Origin of the sequence: Bradyrhizobium sp. LA2.1 (assembly GCF_040547725.1) — a bacterium.
Taxonomy (GTDB): Bacteria; Pseudomonadota; Alphaproteobacteria; order Rhizobiales; family Xanthobacteraceae; genus Bradyrhizobium; species Bradyrhizobium barranii.
On the sequence record NZ_JBEPQI010000047.1, the window covers coordinates 15,278 to 33,713 of the forward strand.

General features: G+C 59.9%; 17 protein-coding genes and 1 tRNA gene. 12 read left to right on the forward strand and 6 right to left on the reverse strand.

Features of this window, described 5'->3' with window-relative positions; translation table 11 throughout:
* The first annotated feature begins 4 nt into the window (after positions 1-4).
* A complete protein-coding gene (locus ABIB95_RS45250) occupies positions 5-259 on the forward strand; it encodes a hypothetical protein (protein ID WP_208084989.1) in 255 nt (84 codons plus the stop codon).
* Here the strand turns inward: ABIB95_RS45250 and ABIB95_RS45255 are convergent.
* Positions 249-3,632, reverse strand: coding sequence for an adenylate/guanylate cyclase domain-containing protein (locus ABIB95_RS45255; RefSeq protein WP_354248937.1), 3,384 nt, complete (start codon positions 3,630-3,632; stop codon positions 249-251). The two genes, ABIB95_RS45250 and ABIB95_RS45255, sit on opposite strands and share 11 nt — an antisense overlap.
* Before the next feature lie 261 nt (positions 3,633-3,893).
* On the opposite strand from ABIB95_RS45255, the gene ABIB95_RS45260 reads away from it, so the two are divergent.
* Positions 3,894-4,445, forward strand: a complete 552-nt coding sequence (locus tag ABIB95_RS45260) for a hypothetical protein (RefSeq protein ID WP_354248938.1) — start codon at positions 3,894-3,896, stop codon at positions 4,443-4,445.
* Here ABIB95_RS45260 and ABIB95_RS45265 read toward each other — a convergent pair.
* Entirely contained in the window at positions 4,426-5,748 is a 1,323-nt protein-coding gene (locus ABIB95_RS45265) for an epoxide hydrolase family protein (RefSeq protein ID WP_354248939.1), read from the reverse strand. The two genes, ABIB95_RS45260 and ABIB95_RS45265, sit on opposite strands and share 20 nt — an antisense overlap.
* A gap of 557 nt (positions 5,749-6,305) precedes the next feature.
* Between ABIB95_RS45265 and ABIB95_RS45270 the strand changes: the two genes are divergently transcribed.
* From ABIB95_RS45270 to ABIB95_RS45290, 5 genes are all read left to right on the forward strand, one after another.
* On the forward strand, positions 6,306-6,608 hold the full coding sequence (locus ABIB95_RS45270) for a hypothetical protein (RefSeq protein WP_354248940.1): 303 nt from the start codon (positions 6,306-6,308) through the stop codon (positions 6,606-6,608).
* Positions 6,605-7,369: a helix-turn-helix domain-containing protein gene (locus tag ABIB95_RS45275; RefSeq protein WP_354248941.1), complete on the forward strand. Its 765-nt coding sequence runs from the start codon at positions 6,605-6,607 to the stop codon at positions 7,367-7,369. Before ABIB95_RS45270 ends, ABIB95_RS45275 begins: the two co-directional genes overlap by 4 nt.
* Positions 7,370-7,797: 428 nt before the next feature.
* Positions 7,798-8,085 (forward strand): hypothetical protein, encoded by a 288-nt coding sequence (locus ABIB95_RS45280; protein ID WP_354248942.1) that lies wholly within the window; start codon positions 7,798-7,800, stop codon positions 8,083-8,085.
* Positions 8,086-8,310: 225 nt separating this feature from the next.
* Complete coding sequence (locus ABIB95_RS45285) at positions 8,311-9,543, forward strand: phage major capsid protein (RefSeq protein ID WP_354248943.1); 1,233 nt, start codon at positions 8,311-8,313, stop codon at positions 9,541-9,543.
* A 301-nt stretch (positions 9,544-9,844) separates the two neighbouring features.
* On the forward strand, positions 9,845-10,198 hold the full coding sequence (locus ABIB95_RS45290; protein WP_354248944.1) for a hypothetical protein: 354 nt from the start codon (positions 9,845-9,847) through the stop codon (positions 10,196-10,198).
* 40 nt (positions 10,199-10,238) lie between these two features.
* On the opposite strand, the gene ABIB95_RS45295 is transcribed toward ABIB95_RS45290, so the two are convergent.
* The gene (locus ABIB95_RS45295; RefSeq protein ID WP_354248945.1) at positions 10,239-10,778 is read right to left on the reverse strand and encodes a hypothetical protein; all 540 of its coding nucleotides are present in this window, start codon (positions 10,776-10,778) and stop codon (positions 10,239-10,241) included.
* Positions 10,779-10,949: 171 nt separating this feature from the next.
* Positions 10,950-13,250, reverse strand: coding sequence for a hypothetical protein (locus ABIB95_RS45300; RefSeq protein WP_354248946.1), 2,301 nt, complete (start codon positions 13,248-13,250; stop codon positions 10,950-10,952).
* Between the two features lie 380 nt (positions 13,251-13,630).
* On the opposite strand from ABIB95_RS45300, the gene ABIB95_RS45305 reads away from it, so the two are divergent.
* From ABIB95_RS45305 to ABIB95_RS45320, 4 genes are all read left to right on the forward strand, one after another.
* Positions 13,631-13,936, forward strand: a complete 306-nt coding sequence (locus tag ABIB95_RS45305; protein WP_354248947.1) for a hypothetical protein — start codon at positions 13,631-13,633, stop codon at positions 13,934-13,936.
* A gap of 65 nt (positions 13,937-14,001) precedes the next feature.
* Positions 14,002-14,424 (forward strand): hypothetical protein, encoded by a 423-nt coding sequence (locus ABIB95_RS45310; protein WP_354248948.1) that lies wholly within the window; start codon positions 14,002-14,004, stop codon positions 14,422-14,424.
* Between the two features lie 29 nt (positions 14,425-14,453).
* Entirely contained in the window at positions 14,454-14,672 is a 219-nt protein-coding gene (locus tag ABIB95_RS45315; protein ID WP_354248949.1) for a helix-turn-helix transcriptional regulator, read from the forward strand.
* Positions 14,669-15,811 (forward strand): tyrosine-type recombinase/integrase, encoded by a 1,143-nt coding sequence (locus tag ABIB95_RS45320; RefSeq protein WP_354248950.1) that lies wholly within the window; start codon positions 14,669-14,671, stop codon positions 15,809-15,811. The genes ABIB95_RS45315 and ABIB95_RS45320 overlap by 4 nt, the downstream gene beginning before the upstream one ends.
* 5 nt (positions 15,812-15,816) lie before the next feature.
* Here ABIB95_RS45320 and ABIB95_RS45325 read toward each other — a convergent pair.
* Both ABIB95_RS45325 and ABIB95_RS45330 read right to left on the reverse strand, forming a co-directional pair.
* Positions 15,817-15,892, reverse strand: a tRNA-Ile gene (locus ABIB95_RS45325).
* 346 nt (positions 15,893-16,238) lie between these two features.
* Positions 16,239-17,216, reverse strand: coding sequence for a Bug family tripartite tricarboxylate transporter substrate binding protein (locus tag ABIB95_RS45330; RefSeq protein WP_282524860.1), 978 nt, complete (start codon positions 17,214-17,216; stop codon positions 16,239-16,241).
* Positions 17,217-17,323: 107 nt separating this feature from the next.
* Here ABIB95_RS45330 and ABIB95_RS45335 point away from each other — a divergent pair, with 107 nt between their 5' ends.
* Entirely contained in the window at positions 17,324-18,301 is a 978-nt protein-coding gene (locus ABIB95_RS45335) for a TAXI family TRAP transporter solute-binding subunit (RefSeq protein ID WP_354248951.1), read from the forward strand.
* The last annotated feature ends 135 nt before the right edge of the window (positions 18,302-18,436 follow it).

Sequence of the window (18,436 nt, forward strand, 5' to 3'; positions counted from 1 at the left end):
TTTCGTGGCGGCGCGACGCACGGTATGTGGCGGCATGCTCGCCTTTGACGGCGGCGCATTGGCCTTGATCGCGATCCGCTGCACCGGCATCACGCCGAACGAGCGCGGCCGGTTTGCGAGGCTTGGCGGCCAAGCTCGATCCGCCGACATCGCGCGGCGATCCTTTGAAATCGATGGTTGCGGTCATGGCGGTATCGATGCGCGCGCCTGTTCGAGCGATCAATTGCGCGACGTTTCGCTGCTCTCGCTCATGCCTTGAGCTGCTCCAGCAGCGATTTGGCCTCCTTCAAGTCCAGCGTGTCGAAACCCTCGGTGAACCAACCATAGACCGGGGCGAGAATATCGTGGGCCTGCTGTCGTTTGCCCTGATCGTACCACAGCCGCGCCATGCTCACAGCCGCACGCAGTTCCCAGGACTTTGCCTGCTGCTGACGAGCGACCGCCAGCGCATGTTCGAAATATTCTTCCGCTTTCGTTGTGTTTGGGTTGGGCGACGATAGCTCGATTTCGCCTGCCATGCGCTTGATCTCGGCCTCAAACCAACTTTCCTTGGTTGTTTCTACCTGGGTCATCGCTTCGCGAATGCAGTCCCGTGCATCATCGAAGTGGTCGAGTTCAGCATGAGCGCCCGCCAGATACGACAAACAGAATGGCACTAGCGCTGTTGCCGCCGTTGACCGACGTGCGATGATACCCGAGTCGATCACATGGACCGCGTCTGAGGCCTTCCCAGTGAGGGCCAAGACGCAACCTTGGACCACCATTCCGAGCGACCCCCAAAACAATGAACCTCTCTCGTCTGCCAGGGGGACAAGTTCATTAGCTTCGGCGCTTGCTGCCGCATAGTTTCCGCAGCAGATATGGGTAAAGGATGTATGGAACAGGGCATACATCAAAGTGGCTGCTTGGCCGATCTCGCGCGCTTCCTTGAGCGCCTGTTCAGCGTCTCTGCCTGCAGCCTCGGGGAAGCCAAGAAGCCATAGAGCCCAGGACCGATAGGAGAGGGCTGCGACCCTAATGTCCTGGCCAAATCGAGCCGCCAGCGTACGATGCTCGGCGGGTTTGTAGATCGCGATCGCCTGATCGTAATGTGCCAGACTTTCTGCAAGGACGCCCGTACACGTCAGAGACGTAGCCATAATACGATGCCCAAGCATGAGCGGAACCATTGTTCCCTGCTTCTCGGCAAGCGCCAAGCACTCTGTCGCAAGGTCGAGGAGAGCGTCGCTTTTGAACTTTATATAGTTCGTGACCCAGAACCCATAGAGGACTGAAAACAGGAGCAACGGGTCTTCAGGGGGCTCTCCGAGTGACTCCGCTTGCTCGATGAAGGCGCGGGCTCGATCGAGAGATGCGATAGTCTCAGGGGCCGCGTGGCCCTTGGTGTTCATCAAGGCATTCACAAGCGCGACCTCCAGTTTGATCTGGTCGCCACGCAGCGCTGGTGTGCCCGGCAGCGTCGCAATCTGTGAAAGAGCGCGGATTAGCTGAACCGTCGCCTCTACTAGCGCTGAACGCGCTAGCGACCGCTGTCCCGCCTTGCCCCATAAGGCCGCCGCCCTCTCGATCAGCCCGGCCTCAGTGCAGTGATGTGCTAGCCGTTCCGGCTGGCTCTCGGCTGTTTCGGCGAATTGGCTTTCAATTGCTTCGGCAATGCGTGCATGGAGCGCGCGGCGGGGCTGGCGCAGCAACGTGCTATAGGACGCGTCCCGCACCAAAGCATGCTTGAATAGGTAAGTTGCATTCGGCGGCGAGCCTAACCTGAAAAGCAAACCAGCCTTTATGAGACGGTTCAGCACTGATCCCAGTTCCGCCGCTGGCACGCGCACCACCGCCGCCAGGAGAGCATGCGAAAACTCCCGGCCGATCGCCGCGCCAATCTGTGCCACTTCTTTGGCGGGGCCGAGCCGGTCGAGCCGCGACATCAATGAGGCGTGCAAACTTGCGGGGACTGCCCAGGCCGGGGACGGAATGACGGCAATCGTGCGTTCGACTGCGCCGTGGCCCTCCGCCTCCAGCACTGCCTTCGTCATCTCCTCCACGAACAGGGGGACGCCATCGGTACGTTCGATGATGTCCTGTCTGATGCCCGCCGGCAGCAGCTTGCTGCCGACTACGCCGTCGATCATGGCGCCGACTTGGTGTTTCGTCAGCCGATTGATCGTCATGGCGGTCACGTGCTGCCGCCCGATCCAGGGCGGATCGAATTCCGGGCGGAATATCACAATCATTAGCGCGCGAAGGGTCTCAATCCTGGCCACGATCCGGCCGAAAGCTTCTAGGCTCGTAGGATCGGTCCAATGCGCATCCTCAAAGATTATCAAGACTGGGCTTTGCCGTGTAAGCGCTTCTAATTGTGAGATGAGCGCTTCGAATGTTCGCTGCCTGTGCTGCTGCGGGGTCAATTTGAGGGCGGGATAGCGTCCATCATTCGGAAGCGACAGCATCTCGGCAAAGAGCGAAGCGTCCCCGATCGAGGTCGAGGTCTGAGCGAGCAGGGTATCAAGCTTGTCGAGCCTCGCGTGCAGTGTATCGTCGTGCGCCAGCCCGGCGGCACGTTCCATCTGCCCGATGATCGGATATAGCGCGCTGTCGGTGTGCTGCGGCGAGCAGACATAGCGCAAACGCGTATGCGGCTCTCCGGCGAGTCGTTCCAGAAGCGCGGCAGTGAGACGCGACTTGCCGATCCCAGCCTCACCGGCGATCAGGACCGCCTGGCCTTCACCTGTCTTTGCCCTGGCCCAACGCTGTAGAAGCAATTCGAGTTCTTCCTCCCGCCCGACGAGGGCAGTCAGGCCAGTTGCGTGTAGCGCCTCGAAGCGGCTCTCCACGGAGCTCGCCCGCAACGCCACCCAGGCCCGCGTTGGCGCGGCGATGCCCTTGAGGTCCTGCGGCCGGAGGTCTTGTAGCTCGAAGAGGTTTCCGAGCAGCCTTCGGGTGCCTTCGGCGATGACAACCGTGCTCGGCTCAGCGATCCCCTGCAGACGAGACGCCAGGTTCGGCGTCTCGCCCACCACCCCGCGTTCCTGGGCCTCGCCGGCACCAACGAGATCGCCAACCACGACCAAGCCTGTCGCGACCCCGATACGCACCCGGAGCGGCTCCTGGATACCCAGATTGCCGATCGCCTCGATGATCGCCAGTCCTGCGCGGACGGCACGCTCGGCATCATCCTCATGAGCGTGGGGATAGCCGAAATAGATGAGCACCCCATCGCCCATGTACCTGGCCACGAAGCCGTCGAACCGGGCGACCGTCTCCGCGACGCACTTATGATAAGCGCCGATTACCGAACGCAGATCCTCTGGGTCGAGCGTGGTCGAGAGCGCGGTCGAGCCAACGAGGTCGGTGAACATCACCGTCAGTTGGCGACGCTCGGCGTCGTCTCGCCGAGTTGGCTCGATATCCACGAGTGCAGAAGGTGCCGTTACGGCAGCCGAGACGTTGCTGAGATCGCGGATCGCATGCAGCATTTTCAACCGGTGGCCGAGCGAAACGCCAAGGTCTTTGAGATGTTGGTCGGTCAAGTCGGGGAGAACGGCCATATCAATGTCGTTCTCGGCGAACCTCTGCGCATACTCGGACATGCCGAGCTTTTTGAGCCAGTCCGCAATTTGTTGCACCGCGGTCACCGTGATCCGTGCGTCGCCAATCTAAGTGTTGGCCCGACGACTACAGAAAGAGATTACACAAGAAAGACCGCGAAAGCACGTCCTCACGGGCGCGGAATCGCGATACCAATCGAGCCCTGAATGCCCGCCCTGTGCGCTAGCGATTGGTATAGAGGACCAACAAATCAATGCATGACGTACCGACGCTCGACATGGAGCAGGCCCGGGCGCTATTCCGACAGTTTGCCGAATCCGTGCCCGCGCGGACCTCGGACCAGCGAATTGCTGATCGATGCGCTGGCGAAGATCGCCTGCCCGGGCCCCCCGGCAAAATTGATTTGCCGCTCGGGGCACCGGACCGTTCTCTGGAAGTCGACGACCTTGCTTCACGCAGTCGATGCAGATGAACACCGCATCGATCCAAGAGCGCAGCTGCGTCCGCCCACACCCGCCGCAGTAGCGAACATGTTGCCCGCTAGACTAGGCAAATCCGCCGAGGCGCTTGGCGATGCGGTGCGGATGGCAAGTGATTTTGCTCAGCGCGTCGACATTGTCGAGCGCTGGGTCGGGTCGATGCTCGAAAGCGGCACGCAGGACTGCGCGATCGGCCTCTCGTCCCGGATGATGGTCGCCGCCGGCGGCCGCGCGCGGATCAAGGACTGTGTTGCAAAATCCGGCCTTAGCGCCAGTCAATTCCAGCGCCGGTTTGCGACGCAAGTCGGAATGGCACCAAAGCTGTTCGCACGCACCATCCGGGTTCGACCGGGCGCTGGCGTCTCGTCGCAATACCCCGAGCCGTCGAGCCTCTGGTCCGTTATTTGCGCAATGATCTGAAGGCTGCGCGTACCTCATCTGAAAACAGCTTCGGCTCCTCCCAGGCGGCGAAATGTCCGCCACGTTCGACCTCGCTGAAGTAGGCGAGGCCGGGGTACATAATCTCGACCCAACTTCGGGGCGCAGCAAAGATTTCGCCGGGGAACGTCGAAAATCCCACGGGAACCGCGACCGCAGGAGGAGACTTGCCGGCCGCACGGGCTGCGGCCTGTCCGGCCTCCCAGTACCACCGTGCGGCCGAGGCCCCAGTGCCCGTCAGCCAGTACAGCGTGATGTTGTCGAGGATGCTGTCCCGGGTGAGATTGCCCGCGGGCTTACCCTCCACGAACGCTTGGGAAATCTTGTAGTAGCTGTCCGTGTCATGGTCGAGCATCCAGCTCGCGAGCCCGAGGGGTGAATTCAGCAGGGAGTAGCCGATCGTCTGTGGCCGCGTCGACTGCTCTAGGAAGTAGCCAAAGCCACTCGCCCTAAACGTCGCGGCCGCCTTCTGCGCCGCGCGTTCCTTCTCGGATTCTGCGGGCAGCTTGTCGGACATTGCCGCCACACCCGCGAGCAAGTTGACGTGGATGCCGAGAAGTCCCTTGGGTGCCTGGCGCCCCATCGCATCCGTTACTGCCGCTCCTACGTCGCCACCCTGGGCGACGTAGCGCGTGTAGCCGAGGCGATCCATTAGCCCCGCCCACGCACGCGCGATGCGCGCGGCGTCCCATCCGAGTTCGGTCGGCTCACCCGAGAAGCCGTAGCCTGGCAAGGACGGCAGCACCAGGTGGAATGCATCGTCGGGAGTGCCACCATACTTGGTCGGGTCAGTCAGGGGACCGACGGTATCGAGGAGTTCGATGACCGAGCCAGGCCAGCCGTGCGTCATGATCAGCGGCAGCGCGTTCTCATGCCGGGACTTGACGTGGATGAAATGGATCTTCACCCCGTCGATCACGGTCGTGAACTGTGGCAACGCGTTCAGCCGTGCCTCGCACTTGCGCCAGTCGTACTCAGTCGACCAGTAGCGGGCGAGCGCCCGCAGCGTCGCCAGCTGCACACCCTGCGACCGATCCTCAACGAGCTCTTTGGTGGGCCAGCGCGTGGACGCGAGGCGCCGGCGGAGATTAGCGAGGTCTTCACCCCGGACATTGACGCGGAAGGGAAGAATTGCGTCGGCTTTGGTCGTACCAAACGGGGACCCTCCTTGCTTCGATTGCGGGCGTGCGGCGACGAAATGTATTGGAAGCAAGCTGACGGCACCAGTTGCGACTGACCCTGCGAGGAGGCTGCGCCGGGTGGGTGAAGAGGAGATTGCAGTCATGTTCGGCCTCCTTGTTTACAAGCCCGCTCCTAGACTAGTGAACTGCGATGCGTCGCTCTGACCCACAAAAGGTTGGCCGAGACATAGGCCCGGTAGGCTCGCACATACTCGCGGAACTCTCGAACCCACTCACGCACAGGGCTCTAACGCCTGATGTTTGCCGCTCGCCTTGACGATTTTACTCTACTTGCGAACGGCACGCCGCCAAATTCAGCGATCCTTGCTCGGCGCAGCTTGTTGAACCAGGGCCCCAGCGCTCGGCCATCGAAGTGATCCGCGATTAGCGCGCGACCTCCCTGTGATGCCCCAGGTTCGTCGGCATGGTAGTCAGCGAAAGTGAACTCACGGTCGGTATTGGCCCGAACGCGAAGCCCTGGAATCGAATCGGACCCAATTTGGCGCGACAAAGCGAGCGAAGGGCTGGTGGGCCCGGCAGGCCTGACCCAGTTCAAGCTTTTCAAATACTTACGACGGCCTGAGACATCGCAAAGTCTCGATGCTTTCCAATATGTGTCTCAGCAACCGGTCTCACCGATCGAAGCGTTGCGGAGGCCGTCGTGAGATCGGGCGGCTGGAAGCATAACCAAGAAACCAACACCAAAATAGCGGCGACCAGGCGAGCGCAGCTGAGCGATCCTGCGGAGCGCGCCAAAATCAGCGAGGCGACCAAAGCGCGGATGGCCGATCCGGCCGTGCGCCAGCGCATCCGGGAGGGGATGCTGAGAGCTAGTGGCGCAGCTGACGAGTTGCGGACGCTGCGTGCTGTTTGGCGGGCAACGCGCGGGACCGTCCGCACGCGCTTCCTATCTGAATTGCTGGAGCCGGTCTGTCGCGCAGAGCGCGAGGGCGAGCAGTCATGAGCTGGGAAGCCACGGCATGGGCCGTACGTCAGAAAGTTGGCCCGCCGGCGCGGAAGCTTCTCCTGCTGGTTCTAGCGAACTACGCGGACGCTGACGGCATCTGCTGGCCGTCCCAGGGACGGCTCGCTGACGACACGGGAATGTCGCTCGATACCGTCCAGCGGCAGACGCGCAAACTGATCAGCGACGGCTTTTTAGCGATCACAAGGCCGCCAAAGCGTCGGGGGCAGTGGCAGACGTTCGTCTATCGACTGAGCATGACCGATAAGGAGGGGAAGCGTGTTTCTAGTGGTGCTTCATCGGAACAGCCAGAACCGAATTTGGCCGTCGAACCCGGCCGTTCAGCCAGGCCGCAAAATGCGGCCTGGTCGGAGGCGGCCGGCGGGGCTGTGGCAAACGTCCCGGTCGCGCCTAGCGATGGTGACGAATGCGGCCCGGCCAGGCCGCACCCAGCCCGAAAACCAGGCCGCACAGCTATGCGGCCTAAACCTTCAATAGAACCACCAATAGAACCTTCACGCTCAAACATCAGCGCTTCCGCTGCGGAACGGCTTAGGGCTTTCCAAGGGGAGCAAGAGGCGACCGAGGTCATCCAAAATCGCATAGCTCAACGTATTGGATCTGACGGATGGCTGATGCTTGGCGAAATGAGCGATGGGGAGCGCGCAAGGCTCACTACGCTGCAGCGTCGCAATCAGCTCAATGACGCGTTGCTCGCGTCCGCCGTCGCATCGGCGCGCCTGGTGCGGCCGCCGCCATGAAGGGGAGGGCGGGTCAAAAGTCGCCAGAGCATCGGCGACGAGACCGGCCTCTCTCCCATTCGCGGGTTTTTTTCCTGCCCAAACCGAATTTTCGGACCTCCAATGGACCAACACCGTGACCGCTCAAAAAAGCTGTGAGTCAGATCAATGCCTTAGGGGCGACGCCCGGACGTCGACTGCAACTAAGGCTCTCGATCGAACGATTAAATTCCCGCAGCTCTCGCTGCCGCTCGCGCAGTCGACTTCCTGCGATGTCTGCGGAAAGCCGTTCGAAGTTGTTCGGCGCCGCGGCCGGCCGCAGCGGTTCTGCAGTGACCCCTGCCGCATCGCTCAGGCGAAAGCGCAAAGATCGGATTGGTCGCGCCTGAATTGGGCATCGCGTGGCGCGGTCAAACGAAGCCTCTCACCCTCAACCGGAGAAACTCCCGATGTCGAAGCCTGAAAACGCGAACCGCACTGTCGTCCGCATGCTTGCAACCAATCCATCCACCGTTGAGCAGAATTTGGCTCGCGTTTGGCATCGCCACGTCGACGACCTGGTCGCTGTTGGCGTGCCGGCCGAGATGGCCGAGCAATCGATGTTGGCGGCCGCGCTGGTGCGTGCAGCCCGATCGGAAGGCAGCGAGGCCGTGGTTTGTCGCCTGCGCGACGCTGCCGACGCCTTCGAGCGCGAGGTGCTAACAGCCGATGCGCAGCTACGCCAAAATTTCAATTGACAGCGTTTGGAAAAATAATCGAGCTTGCTCGCGTCTCAACCGCCGCTCGTTTCGAGTCGGCGGTTGAGACCCGACACGCGCGACGCTGTCGAAGCCCATGCCAGGCGCTGGGACCGCGGTAACCAATCCCGGATCACTTTCTCCCCAAACGAAATCACCTCGCTCGAGGCGAGCGCAAGCCTGTCTCAACGCGAGATCATCAATCCCGCTCGAAAGGAGCGCATCATGACTACCATTCGCATGAACTCTCGGCGCGCAATGCCGCACGCTGCCATTACCGCACTTGCAGTCAACAAGCCACGATCAGTGGTCGGCTTTCCGAGGAATGAGGCCGACCCCGTTCAGCGCGTGCTCGGCGAGCTCCGCACGCAACTCGACCGGATCACCGGCGATGTGAGCGGCCGCGTTGACGCGGCTTCGCGGCGGCTCGAGGATCTCGAAACCCGCAATCGCGATATCGAGCAGCTTTTGGCCGATGGAGCTCGCGGCGGCCGTTTTGGCGGCGGCTCGAATGAGTCGCCTGGCGAGATCTTCATACGTTCCGAGGCCTTCAAAAGTTTCGGCGGCTCGGCCGGCCGCGGGAATATCTCTGCAGTTGTGCAGGCCATCACCTCCGCCAGCACGTCCGCCGGCGGGATGATCGCGCCCGACCGGCGCGGCGAGATCGTTGGCTTGCCAAAGCGCCGGTTGACCATCCGCGGCTTGATCGCGCCAGGCACCACGAACAGCAACAACGTCAACTATGTCCGGCAGACCACCCGCACGAACAATGCGGCAGTGGTTACCGAGGGCGCCCAAAAGCCCGAATCAGGGCTGGCCTGGACCGAAGCTGACGCGCCGGTGCGCACGATCGCGCATTGGGTGCCTGTGTCTCGCCAGGCGATGGATGACGCGCCGATGCTGCAATCGACGATCGATGGCGAGCTGCGCTACGGCCTCAGCGTCAAGGAGGAGGAGGAGCTGCTCCTCGGAAGCGGCGCCGGCCAGCACATTTACGGCATCATCCCTCAAGCGACTGCTTACGAGACCGGCCGCAACGGTACGGGCGACACGGCATTCGACACGCTCGCTCATGCGATCGCGCAAAGCGAAGTGGCGCTGCTGCCGGCTACCGGCATCGTGATGAACAACAATGACCTTGAGTCGCTGAAGATCATCAAGGACGGCGATGATCGTTACATCGGTGGCGGCCCTTTCGGACCGCCGATCACGACGATTTGGGGGCGGCCGGCTGTCGGAACGCCGGCGATGGCCGCCGGCGAATTCTTGGTCGGTGCCTTCCTGGACGGCGCGCAGATCTTCGATCGTCTGGACGCTGAGGTGCTCGTCAGCTCGGAAGATCGCGACAACTTCATCAAGAATATGCTCACGGTTCGCGCCGAGGAGCGGCTCGCGATGGCAGTGAAGCGGCCGGCAGCTTTCGTGCACGGCGCGTTTCCGGCCGGCGCCGGGGTTTAATCCCCAATTCGGGGCAGGACATTGACGCTGCCGCAGCCCGGCGAACAACGAAAAGCATCCTGCCCGCCCCGATGACGTAGCAGGGTTCAAGGATGCAAGGCTGGCCCAGCGGGGGCGACCTTCTCTCGGAAGGAAGAGTCGCCCCTGTTTCCCGATGCCGGCGCGAGTAGCGTCGATAGGCTACCAAATTTCGGGTTATCTTTGGCTCTCGGCGTTTCTGTGAGTGGTCGGCTGACAAACCTGATGCGCTAACGGCTAACAATGTTCTCTTAGGGGATATTGTTAGCCAATAGAGGATTCTATGGGCAAAGGTCTTTCATCTCTTCAGCGCGATATTTTGATTGCGCTCGCGCTCTTCCCGGCTTTCGAGGACGGCCGACGCGTATGGGCGATGCCGGGAGAGATTCTTGATACTCTCGATCGACGAGCGACACCCGCCAATCGAGTGGCGCTATCGAAGGCTCTCAAGCGACTTCACGAACGCGGGCTGGTTGCTCGAGCCAGCGGGGAGTTTGCCGATATTGGCAAGGCGTTTCGCTATTCGCGAATAAAAAATCCGCTCAATGCTGGTGCTGGCAATGCAGGTCCGAAGGTAAAATTGGGCCATTCTCGCCGAGGCGGCGCAATGAAGGATGTTTCGCCAAAGCGAAGCTGAGCTGGAGGCGTCGATAAGTCATGACGGGCCCGAAATTCCGTTAATTGTCACCCTCGTACAGATATTCGGTCGCGTCGAAGTATTTTGCGCGACAGTTCGGACATTGCAGGGGCCGACCAGAATCGTGAGTGGGAGTTGTAAAAAAGATGCGAGCTTCCTTCTCAAGGCAGACCGGGCAAGCGGGATTTCCTTGCGGAGATCCGTCCGTCCTGGATCGATAAAGGAATCCCCTCGACTCCACGAGCTGATCTTTCCGCCGAAGCGTTTCTTTCAGTCGTTCAATTTCCTTTTCTGCCGCATGTAGTTGGTCATTTGCCTCGACAAGACTGATTTTTACGTCAGCAAGAGCAGATATCAGGTCCGCTGCTTTTCCTTTTAGGTCGGCCTGGCCGACTTTTAGATCGATGTCGCGAATGGCTTTGGCGATCTCGATCGATTTTGATGCCAGCGAAATGGTAGCCATAATATCCATGGACGGATTCTCCATTGACGAATTGGAACAGCCCGCCTTCAGCAGGCTTTTGCTTTTTTTGTCGCGCAGCTTCGATCGCGTCATTCTCATGCCGTGCGCCAATTGCAACAAGAAATCGCCGGCGCTGGATAGTTCGGAAGCGACGGGCGGCTCTCGGCACCATGAGCTGCATAGCGTTTGACGTCGGACCGTGAAAACGCGATGGCGCCTGGTGCCTCGCGATCGTTTCGCGGTGCATAGGATTAGGGCAGCTAGTTCGGGCACGCTCCTGGTGGCTAACTATGTGCCGTTAATCGCGTTTCGGACCTTTTTCCGTACGATCAGACTATTCAGTTCCTCAATGGGATCGTCGCCGCGAGGGGACCGGCGCCCCGCCTTTTCTAGGCTCTCATCAAGCTGCTCGAATCGTGTGGTCCTTGCACTGAGGAAGGATGGCCAGTCGGTATCGGGTATGTTCGATGGCCGGACTATCATCGCACGAAACTCAGAAGCGAGGGCGTTACTGCCGAGGGTGTCAGCCGCCCTCGCCAGAATTTCCAATCGTTCTTGCAAGTCGGCCAAGGCATATGGCTCAGGTTTCACACCCGCACTGTTTCCGGCAAGCGCAGCGAGAGCTTTACCGCAAGCACGCGCAATCTCAACCCAGCTTTCTTCGAGCGCACGAATTCCTATTACAGCGAGACCGTTTGCAGCATCATTTGCAGCAAATTTCGACGGAGAGCTTGAGAAGAAGGCAGGCGTCCAGGAGATAAGATGTTTAGCGCTGCTTTCCACCGGACGCAGGAAAGTCTCTGTTCCTTCAACTGGACTTTTGAGCAAATGCAAGTGAACCTGCACACAAGCTAAGAGGGAATCGACTATCCATTTTCTGAGTAATGCATCAGGAAAGGCCATTCCGCTTATCTGGCGATAGTGATTCCTTACTCCCGCAGAAGCCTCAAGAAAATCAGTGAATGGATCGATCCATTCCCGCTCGTTGTCTACGGTGACCTTCGAGGCCACCCTCTGTAGAAGCATGGGGATGCTATGCTCATAGCTCATCGAATATGGTGGAAACACCATCAAACGACGTTGATTTGAAGAGTCCGCTCGCAGCTCATATGGAAGCAACTGCGATATTCGTTCAAGTAACTCGCCGAAGTCGGTCTCGGAAAACTCTCGATTTTCGATTTCATAAGCAGCACATGTGAGCATTCCAGTTACGGCGCGGTACGGAACGATGTGGCTCTCAGCCCGCCGAAAGCTCGCGCGCGCCAATTCAAAAAGGGATTCACGTACTTGGGATTCCATTTCATTTGTTAGGACGTCGGGTTTTCGAGCCATTAACAATGCTTCTAGGCTTCGGATTCCTACGAGGACCGCATCGATCATCGAAGCCGATTCGGCGTCTCTCACACTCCTGTCCAAAAAGTAAGCTGCGGCGAACGCCAGTGGGGCAGCTTGCACGCCTGAGGCACCTGCACTAGTGACGCCGACGGCCAACAGAGCAAGTGTCCCTTGCTGCGCTACTGCGTTGCGAACAATACGTTCGTTTGCGGAACCGATCGCAGCCCTGATGATTAGTTGCATGCTTTCGTAAATCGGATTCAAAACATCTTCGATGTCGCTTAGGCGGCCAGCAAATGGATTGCTCGCGTCGAGATGTAGAATTACACTATCCTTTCTACCTTCGATGTACCGCGCGCCGATGTTCACCAATCCCTCAGTGATGCCGTCGACCACCGAAGTGTCTTTGCGCGCGATGAAGCGATGAGCGAACTCCTCTAGTTGCGCCGTCCAGTATTTGAGCACTCGGGGCACGCCTGATGCGGTTATTACCTTGGCCCGAATAAAATCGTGATCGTGGTCTTTCGCTGCGTCGTCAATTCTCAGCAGACGGTCGGCTGTTGCGGTCGCTTCCACGATTTGCGCGTTGCATTCGCGAATTACCAATTGGATGGCGCTTTGTGGCACTAGTAGATCGAGAGTTCGCACGTAGAACCATCGGAGCGCATCAAAAGAAATGCCCATCAGTAAAAATTGAATGCCAATCGGACCGCGCGGATCAAAGTCAGCGAGCCAGTTGCTTCCCAGCAGAAGTGAGACCATCGTGGTGGCAACGAGGACGAAGAAAGCCCCCAGCAACGAACCATCCTTTGCATAGAGCTTTAAGATCGCCATGGAAAATAATTCGGCTGCTCTCTGTGCGGGAATGATAGACAGCGACAGAACCAACGCTAATGCGGCTCCTATGATTTGGGCCGCAGTCAAGTTCACTTCGCTTGCCTTCCAGCCACTTGTTTGCGTCGCGGACAACAAAAAGAGAAATGTAAGCAAGACTGAAAATAACGTCGCGTAGACAGTTAGAAGCAAACGCTTCACCTTTAAAAGAATGGGCCTTGAGGTAAGTGCGAACTGAAAAGTCCGCCGGTTGTATGCTTGCTGCAATCGGCGCGCTAGAACGATGAACCGCCGTCGCTCACGCCGCTTCATTCTCTTAGCGACGGTGATGAACTTGCGACGATAGATTCTCGCAGGGCCGCGCGCATTGCGTAACCCCTGCAGAACCGCGTCTAGGCTCTTCAAATAGAAGTTGCGCACGTGGACAATCCAATACAGGTCGGGTTTTCCGTGATTGTTAGGCGACAAGGAACGTTAGAGCAACTTGTGCGCGCGCGAGAGGGGTATCCGAACGGGCTTGGCAATCCGTTGCAAATCAGGGAGTCTGTCCGTGGGCTTGATAACCCGGACTAGTGAGACGGTCATCTCGGTTGGCGCGGGGGGCCGTCGGCGCGAAAGGAAGCCTTGGCGGGCTTCGAATGGTGCTGGCAGCACGTTGGCGCGTGCGTCCACCGGACAGATATGGCCGGGAGCGGTGCGCTATGTCCAGAGGGGAAACCCTTAAATGCCGCCGGCCCGTCTCACTAGCGGGTTATCAACTCCCGGCTGCCGGTCTGACACCGGCTGTGGTGGGCAAACCTATGACACAAACGCCGACACGTGCCGAATTTCTCGGGCCTTTTCTCGCAGCCGCTAGCGAACCGAGCGCAGTTCGGGCTCGCATTCTGCTGATTGGCAACGAACGCGACATTGTCCAGGAAGAAATCGATCGAGCCCTTGAAGCAGTGTCTCAGGCTGAAACGGTCGGCGACTGGAGTTGTGAGATCTTAGCTGAGGGCAGTGCGATACTTAACTTGGCCATCAAATATGACATCAGCCTCGACTGGCTGATCACCGGCGACCTTCGTGCATTGCGACGAATGAAACGACCGGCTTCGGCATGGTAGGCCGATACTGGTGCCCCTATTGACGGAGCTTTCAAAAAGAGTATGGTGACCTCAGTGAGGGCACCATGAGAACCGCGGCTGATCTGATTTCCGTCATTCCTGCGACCAGTCGCGACCTTGAAAATTGGGTGTCCCGATTGGACTTGGAGACCGATTATCATCAGCCCGAGCGAGGGCGCCCTCGTATGTTCTCGAGAAATAACGCGTTCGAGTTGGGGATGATCGCTTGCCTCGTTCGCGGTGGTGCTTCTCCGTCGAGCGCACTCGCGTTTACTCGAGCATTCGTTCAGGACGCAAAGAGGCGGCGGCTGGATGCTTGGCGGCGTTGGTTTGTTTTCCCAGCTGGGAACCTCCAGCGCGGCATAAACACCAACAAGTTTGATCCGGAATCTGAAGATATAAAATCGTTAGATTCGACCACGCTGTCGCTTGTTGATGTGCGGAAGCTCATCGATGGCATCGAAACGTTGTTTAAGGCTGCGCCGTGATGGGGAGGGTCTCGCTTCGGGAGTTTTCGTTGCCCCGCTTTGCATTGCGGCGCGATGAGGCGGCTGCGTCATTGGCGATTTCACCCACGTTATTCGATGATTGGGTGAACGATGGTCGGATGCCGAAAGGACGGAAGATCGGAGGCGTGGTGCTTTGGGACGCGGAGGAAGTGCGCGATCATTGGATCGCACTTCGCGACGGCGAGGCATCCGTAAGAAGCAACCCGTTCGATCGGGTCGTCGCATGATCAAAACTCGGTTGAAATATTGCGTATTCGATCCGGATCCGAATGGGAATCCGCGATATTATGTTCGCAAGCCTGGGCGGCCTAAAATTCGCATCCGCGAGCCGTTCGAAGGCAATGACGGCAACATCACCGCGGGGTTTATGAAGGCGTATTTCGCTGCCCTGGCCCAGCTCGATGGTTTTGAGCCCACGCCCAAGCTGCCGCGCGAAAAAACGTTCAATTGGCTTGTAGATCAATATTTTCGTTCTCCCGTATTCGAGCGCTATGACGAATTGACGAGGGCGGACAAGCGCAGCGTATTGAGCCGCTATTGCGAGACGGCCGGTGAACTTCCCTATGGCTCAATGCGCAAAGAAGATGTCGAGGCCAGCCGGGACAAGCGGGCTTCGACGCCGGGCGCGGCCGACAAGTTGGTGAAATATCTGCGCGTGATGTTCAAGTGGGCAATCAACAAGAAACACGCTCAGCAGAATCCGGCGATCGGCGTTGAGAAAATCAACTCCGATTCGATCGGGTGGCACACCTGGACTCCCGCCGAAGTCGACATTTACCGGGCCCATCACCCGATCGGGACCAAGGCGCGTCTGGCCCTCGAACTGATGCTTAACGTCGGTGCGAGGATCTCTGACGCTGCTCGCATCGGTCGACAGCATGAGGCGGAAGGTTGGCTTAAGTTCGTCGCCTGGAAAAACCGCAACAAGAAGTCGCGGAAAACTATCGAGTGCCCTATCACGCGTGACCTGGCGGCCGCGATCGCTGCAACGCAGACGGGCGATCTAACCTACTTGGTGAACGACCTCGGTCGAGCTTTCACGATCAACGGCCTTGGTAACAAGATGCGTGACTGGTGTAATGCCGCCGGCCTTCCTCAGTGCTCATCGCACGGCTTGCGCAAATCTGCGGCGGTCATCATGGCTGAGAACGGCTCGACGGCCGCCGAAATGTGCGCGTTGTTTGGTTGGTCGAAATTGGAAACTGCGGAGATCTATATCCGCGAAGCGCAAAAGCGAAAGATGGTCGCGAACGCATTCACGCGTCTGGACGAGTATCGAAATCGGGAAAGTGTCTCAGTTCCGAGGACGAAAAAGCCAACTGAGACAAAACGGACGAAATCTCGTGCAAAATCAAAGCAGATATAGCTCGCTGGTGGGCCCGGCAGGACTCGAACCTGCAACCAGACCGTTATGAGCGGCCGGCTCTAACCATTGAGCTACAGGCCCCGCCGCGAGACGGCCGCGGAAACACGCGGCCGGCAACGGTGCGCGGTTCGTTTACAGGGATGGAGGCGGGGGTGCAATGCTGGCTCCGGCGGATGGAAACCCCTGGCGCAGCATTGCCGATGATTTTCGAATTACCGAAACTGGCGACGATGCCCTTATGCTCCGGTTTTGCCCGACGAGTCAAACCGGCTCGCGGAGGCCCGTTTTTTCACTTCCGTAACCCATTGTGATCACGCGACTTTTCTACTGTGCATGGGGTTGTTCTCGCACATTTTGATTCCGGAGGGGCCTGCGGGTCCCTCCGAATGCTTTGCCGGCGCGCTACGGGCGCCGCGCAGGGCCGCCCCTAGTCGACCGATACCCCCGCGAACTCCACCACCTTCTTCCACTTCTCGGTCTCGTCGGCGACCAGCTTGCCGAATTCGGCGGGCGTCATCGGTTTCGGGATGCCGCCATTCTCGGTCAGCCGCGCGATGACCTTCGGGTCCTTCAGGGCTTCGCCGACGGCCTTGTTGAGGATCTCGATCACTTCGGGCGGCGTGCCCTTCGGCGCGGAGATGCCGTAGAAGCCGACCGATTCGAAGCCCGGCACGGTCTCGGCGATCGCCGGCACGTCGGGCACGGTTGGCCAGCGCTGCGGCGAGGTGACGCCGAGGGCGCGGACAGTGCCGCCGCGCGACTGCTCGAGCGCGGAGGGCAGGTTGTCGAAGATCAGCTGCACCTTGTTGGAGATGATGTCGGGGAAGGCGATGGCCGAGCCGCGATAGGGCACGTGCACCATGTCGCACTTGGTCATCACCTTGAACAGCTCTGCCGACATGTGCACCGAGGTGCCGTTGCCGGACGAGGCAAAGGAGATCTTGCCGGGATTGGCCTTGCAGTAGTCGATGAACTCCTGGACCGTCTTCGCGGGAAACGCATTGGAGACGACCAGCATGTTGGTGAGCTGCATGATGCTCGCGACCGGCACGGTGTCGCGCAGGAAGTCGTAAGGCAGCTTCTTGTAGAGCGAGGTCGAGATCGCGTTGTTGGGTGCGACGAACAAGAGCGTATAGCCGTCGGGGGCGGCGTTGATCGCGGCGGCGGCCGCGATGTTGCCGCCGGAGCCGGCGCGGTTCTCGACGATGAATTGCTGGCCGAGGCGATCCGAGAGCGCTTGCGCCATGATCCGCGCCACGATGTCGACCGGGCCACCGGCGGCGAAGCCGATCATCCAGTGCACGGGGCGGTCGGGGTAGCCGGCGGCGGAGGCGGGAGGGGAGGCGTTGAGGAGAGTTGAAAGGAACAGCAGCCCAAAAACAGTGTTACGCAAAATTCGCAACATGACGTCTCCCATTGTTCTATTGTCGTTGGGCGGCATGCTTTCACAAAAACCGCCCGCTGCCTACATCGCCGCAAGTCGATGTTGACGCGGGGCGGCCGGGACTCATCATGAGATTCGCAATCACAATCCTTCTCGGCGCGGCGCTGCTCGCAAATCCACTCGCAAGCCCCGCCGCTGCTCAAACCGGAGGCAACGCCATTCCGACCACGACACTCAGCCTGGGCACCGCGACGCCCGGCGGCGGCTTTCCGCTCTATGGCAACGCCTTTGCGGAAGCGATGAACGCGGCCGATCCGCAAATCACCATCGCGCCCCGCAACACCAAGGGCAGCAACGAGAACATTCCGCTGCTGGAGAAGGGCGAGCTTGATCTCGCGCTGGTCGCGGGCGAGCCGGCCTACGAGGCCTTTGCCGGCCTCGGCCGCGCGCCTGTGCGGTTGAAGATCCTCACCGCGATCTATTCCAACCCCGGCATGTTCGTGGTGCGGGCGGATAGTCCGTACAAGACCATTCGCGATCTCGTCGGCAAGCCCGTCGCGTTCGGCGCCAAAGGCTCGGGCCTGCCGATCCTGGCGCGCTACGTGCTCGATGGTCTCGGCCTCAAGCAGGACGAGGATTTCAAGGCGATGTATCTCGACCGCGCCGGCGATGGCCCCGCGATGGTCGAGGACGGCCGCGTTGCCGCGCTGTGGGGTGCCGGCATCGGCTGGCCCGGCTTTGCCGCGGTGGCCTCGAGCGCGTCAGGCGCGCGCTTCATTGCGCCGACCGCTGAAGAGATCACGCGCATCCGCGCCAAGCATGCGTTCCTGAAGCCGCTGCTCGTGCCGGGCGGCTCCTATCCGAAGCAGGCCGAGCCGATCGCCTCGCTCGGCTCGTGGAGTTTCGTCCTCACGCGCGAGGACCTGCCCGATGACGTCGCCTATCGCCTCGCGAAGACGCTGCACGGCGCCGAGGCGGCGTTCTGCAAGCAGCTCGCGCAGGCCTGCGAGACCACGGCGTCGAACACGGTCGCGGCAGCACCGAAGCCGGAGCTGATCCATCCGGGCGTGATGAAGTATTTTCGCGAGATCGGCGTGGTGAAGTAGCAAACCCCCGGCGCACGCTCTTCCTTCCTTCTCCCCTTGCGGGCCTGTTGCGTTATGGGCTCTTGAGGCTGAAGACGTCAGGAGCGAATGCCCTGGTCCCGGCAATTGCCTACCAAGATCTGTAGTTGTCGCCCT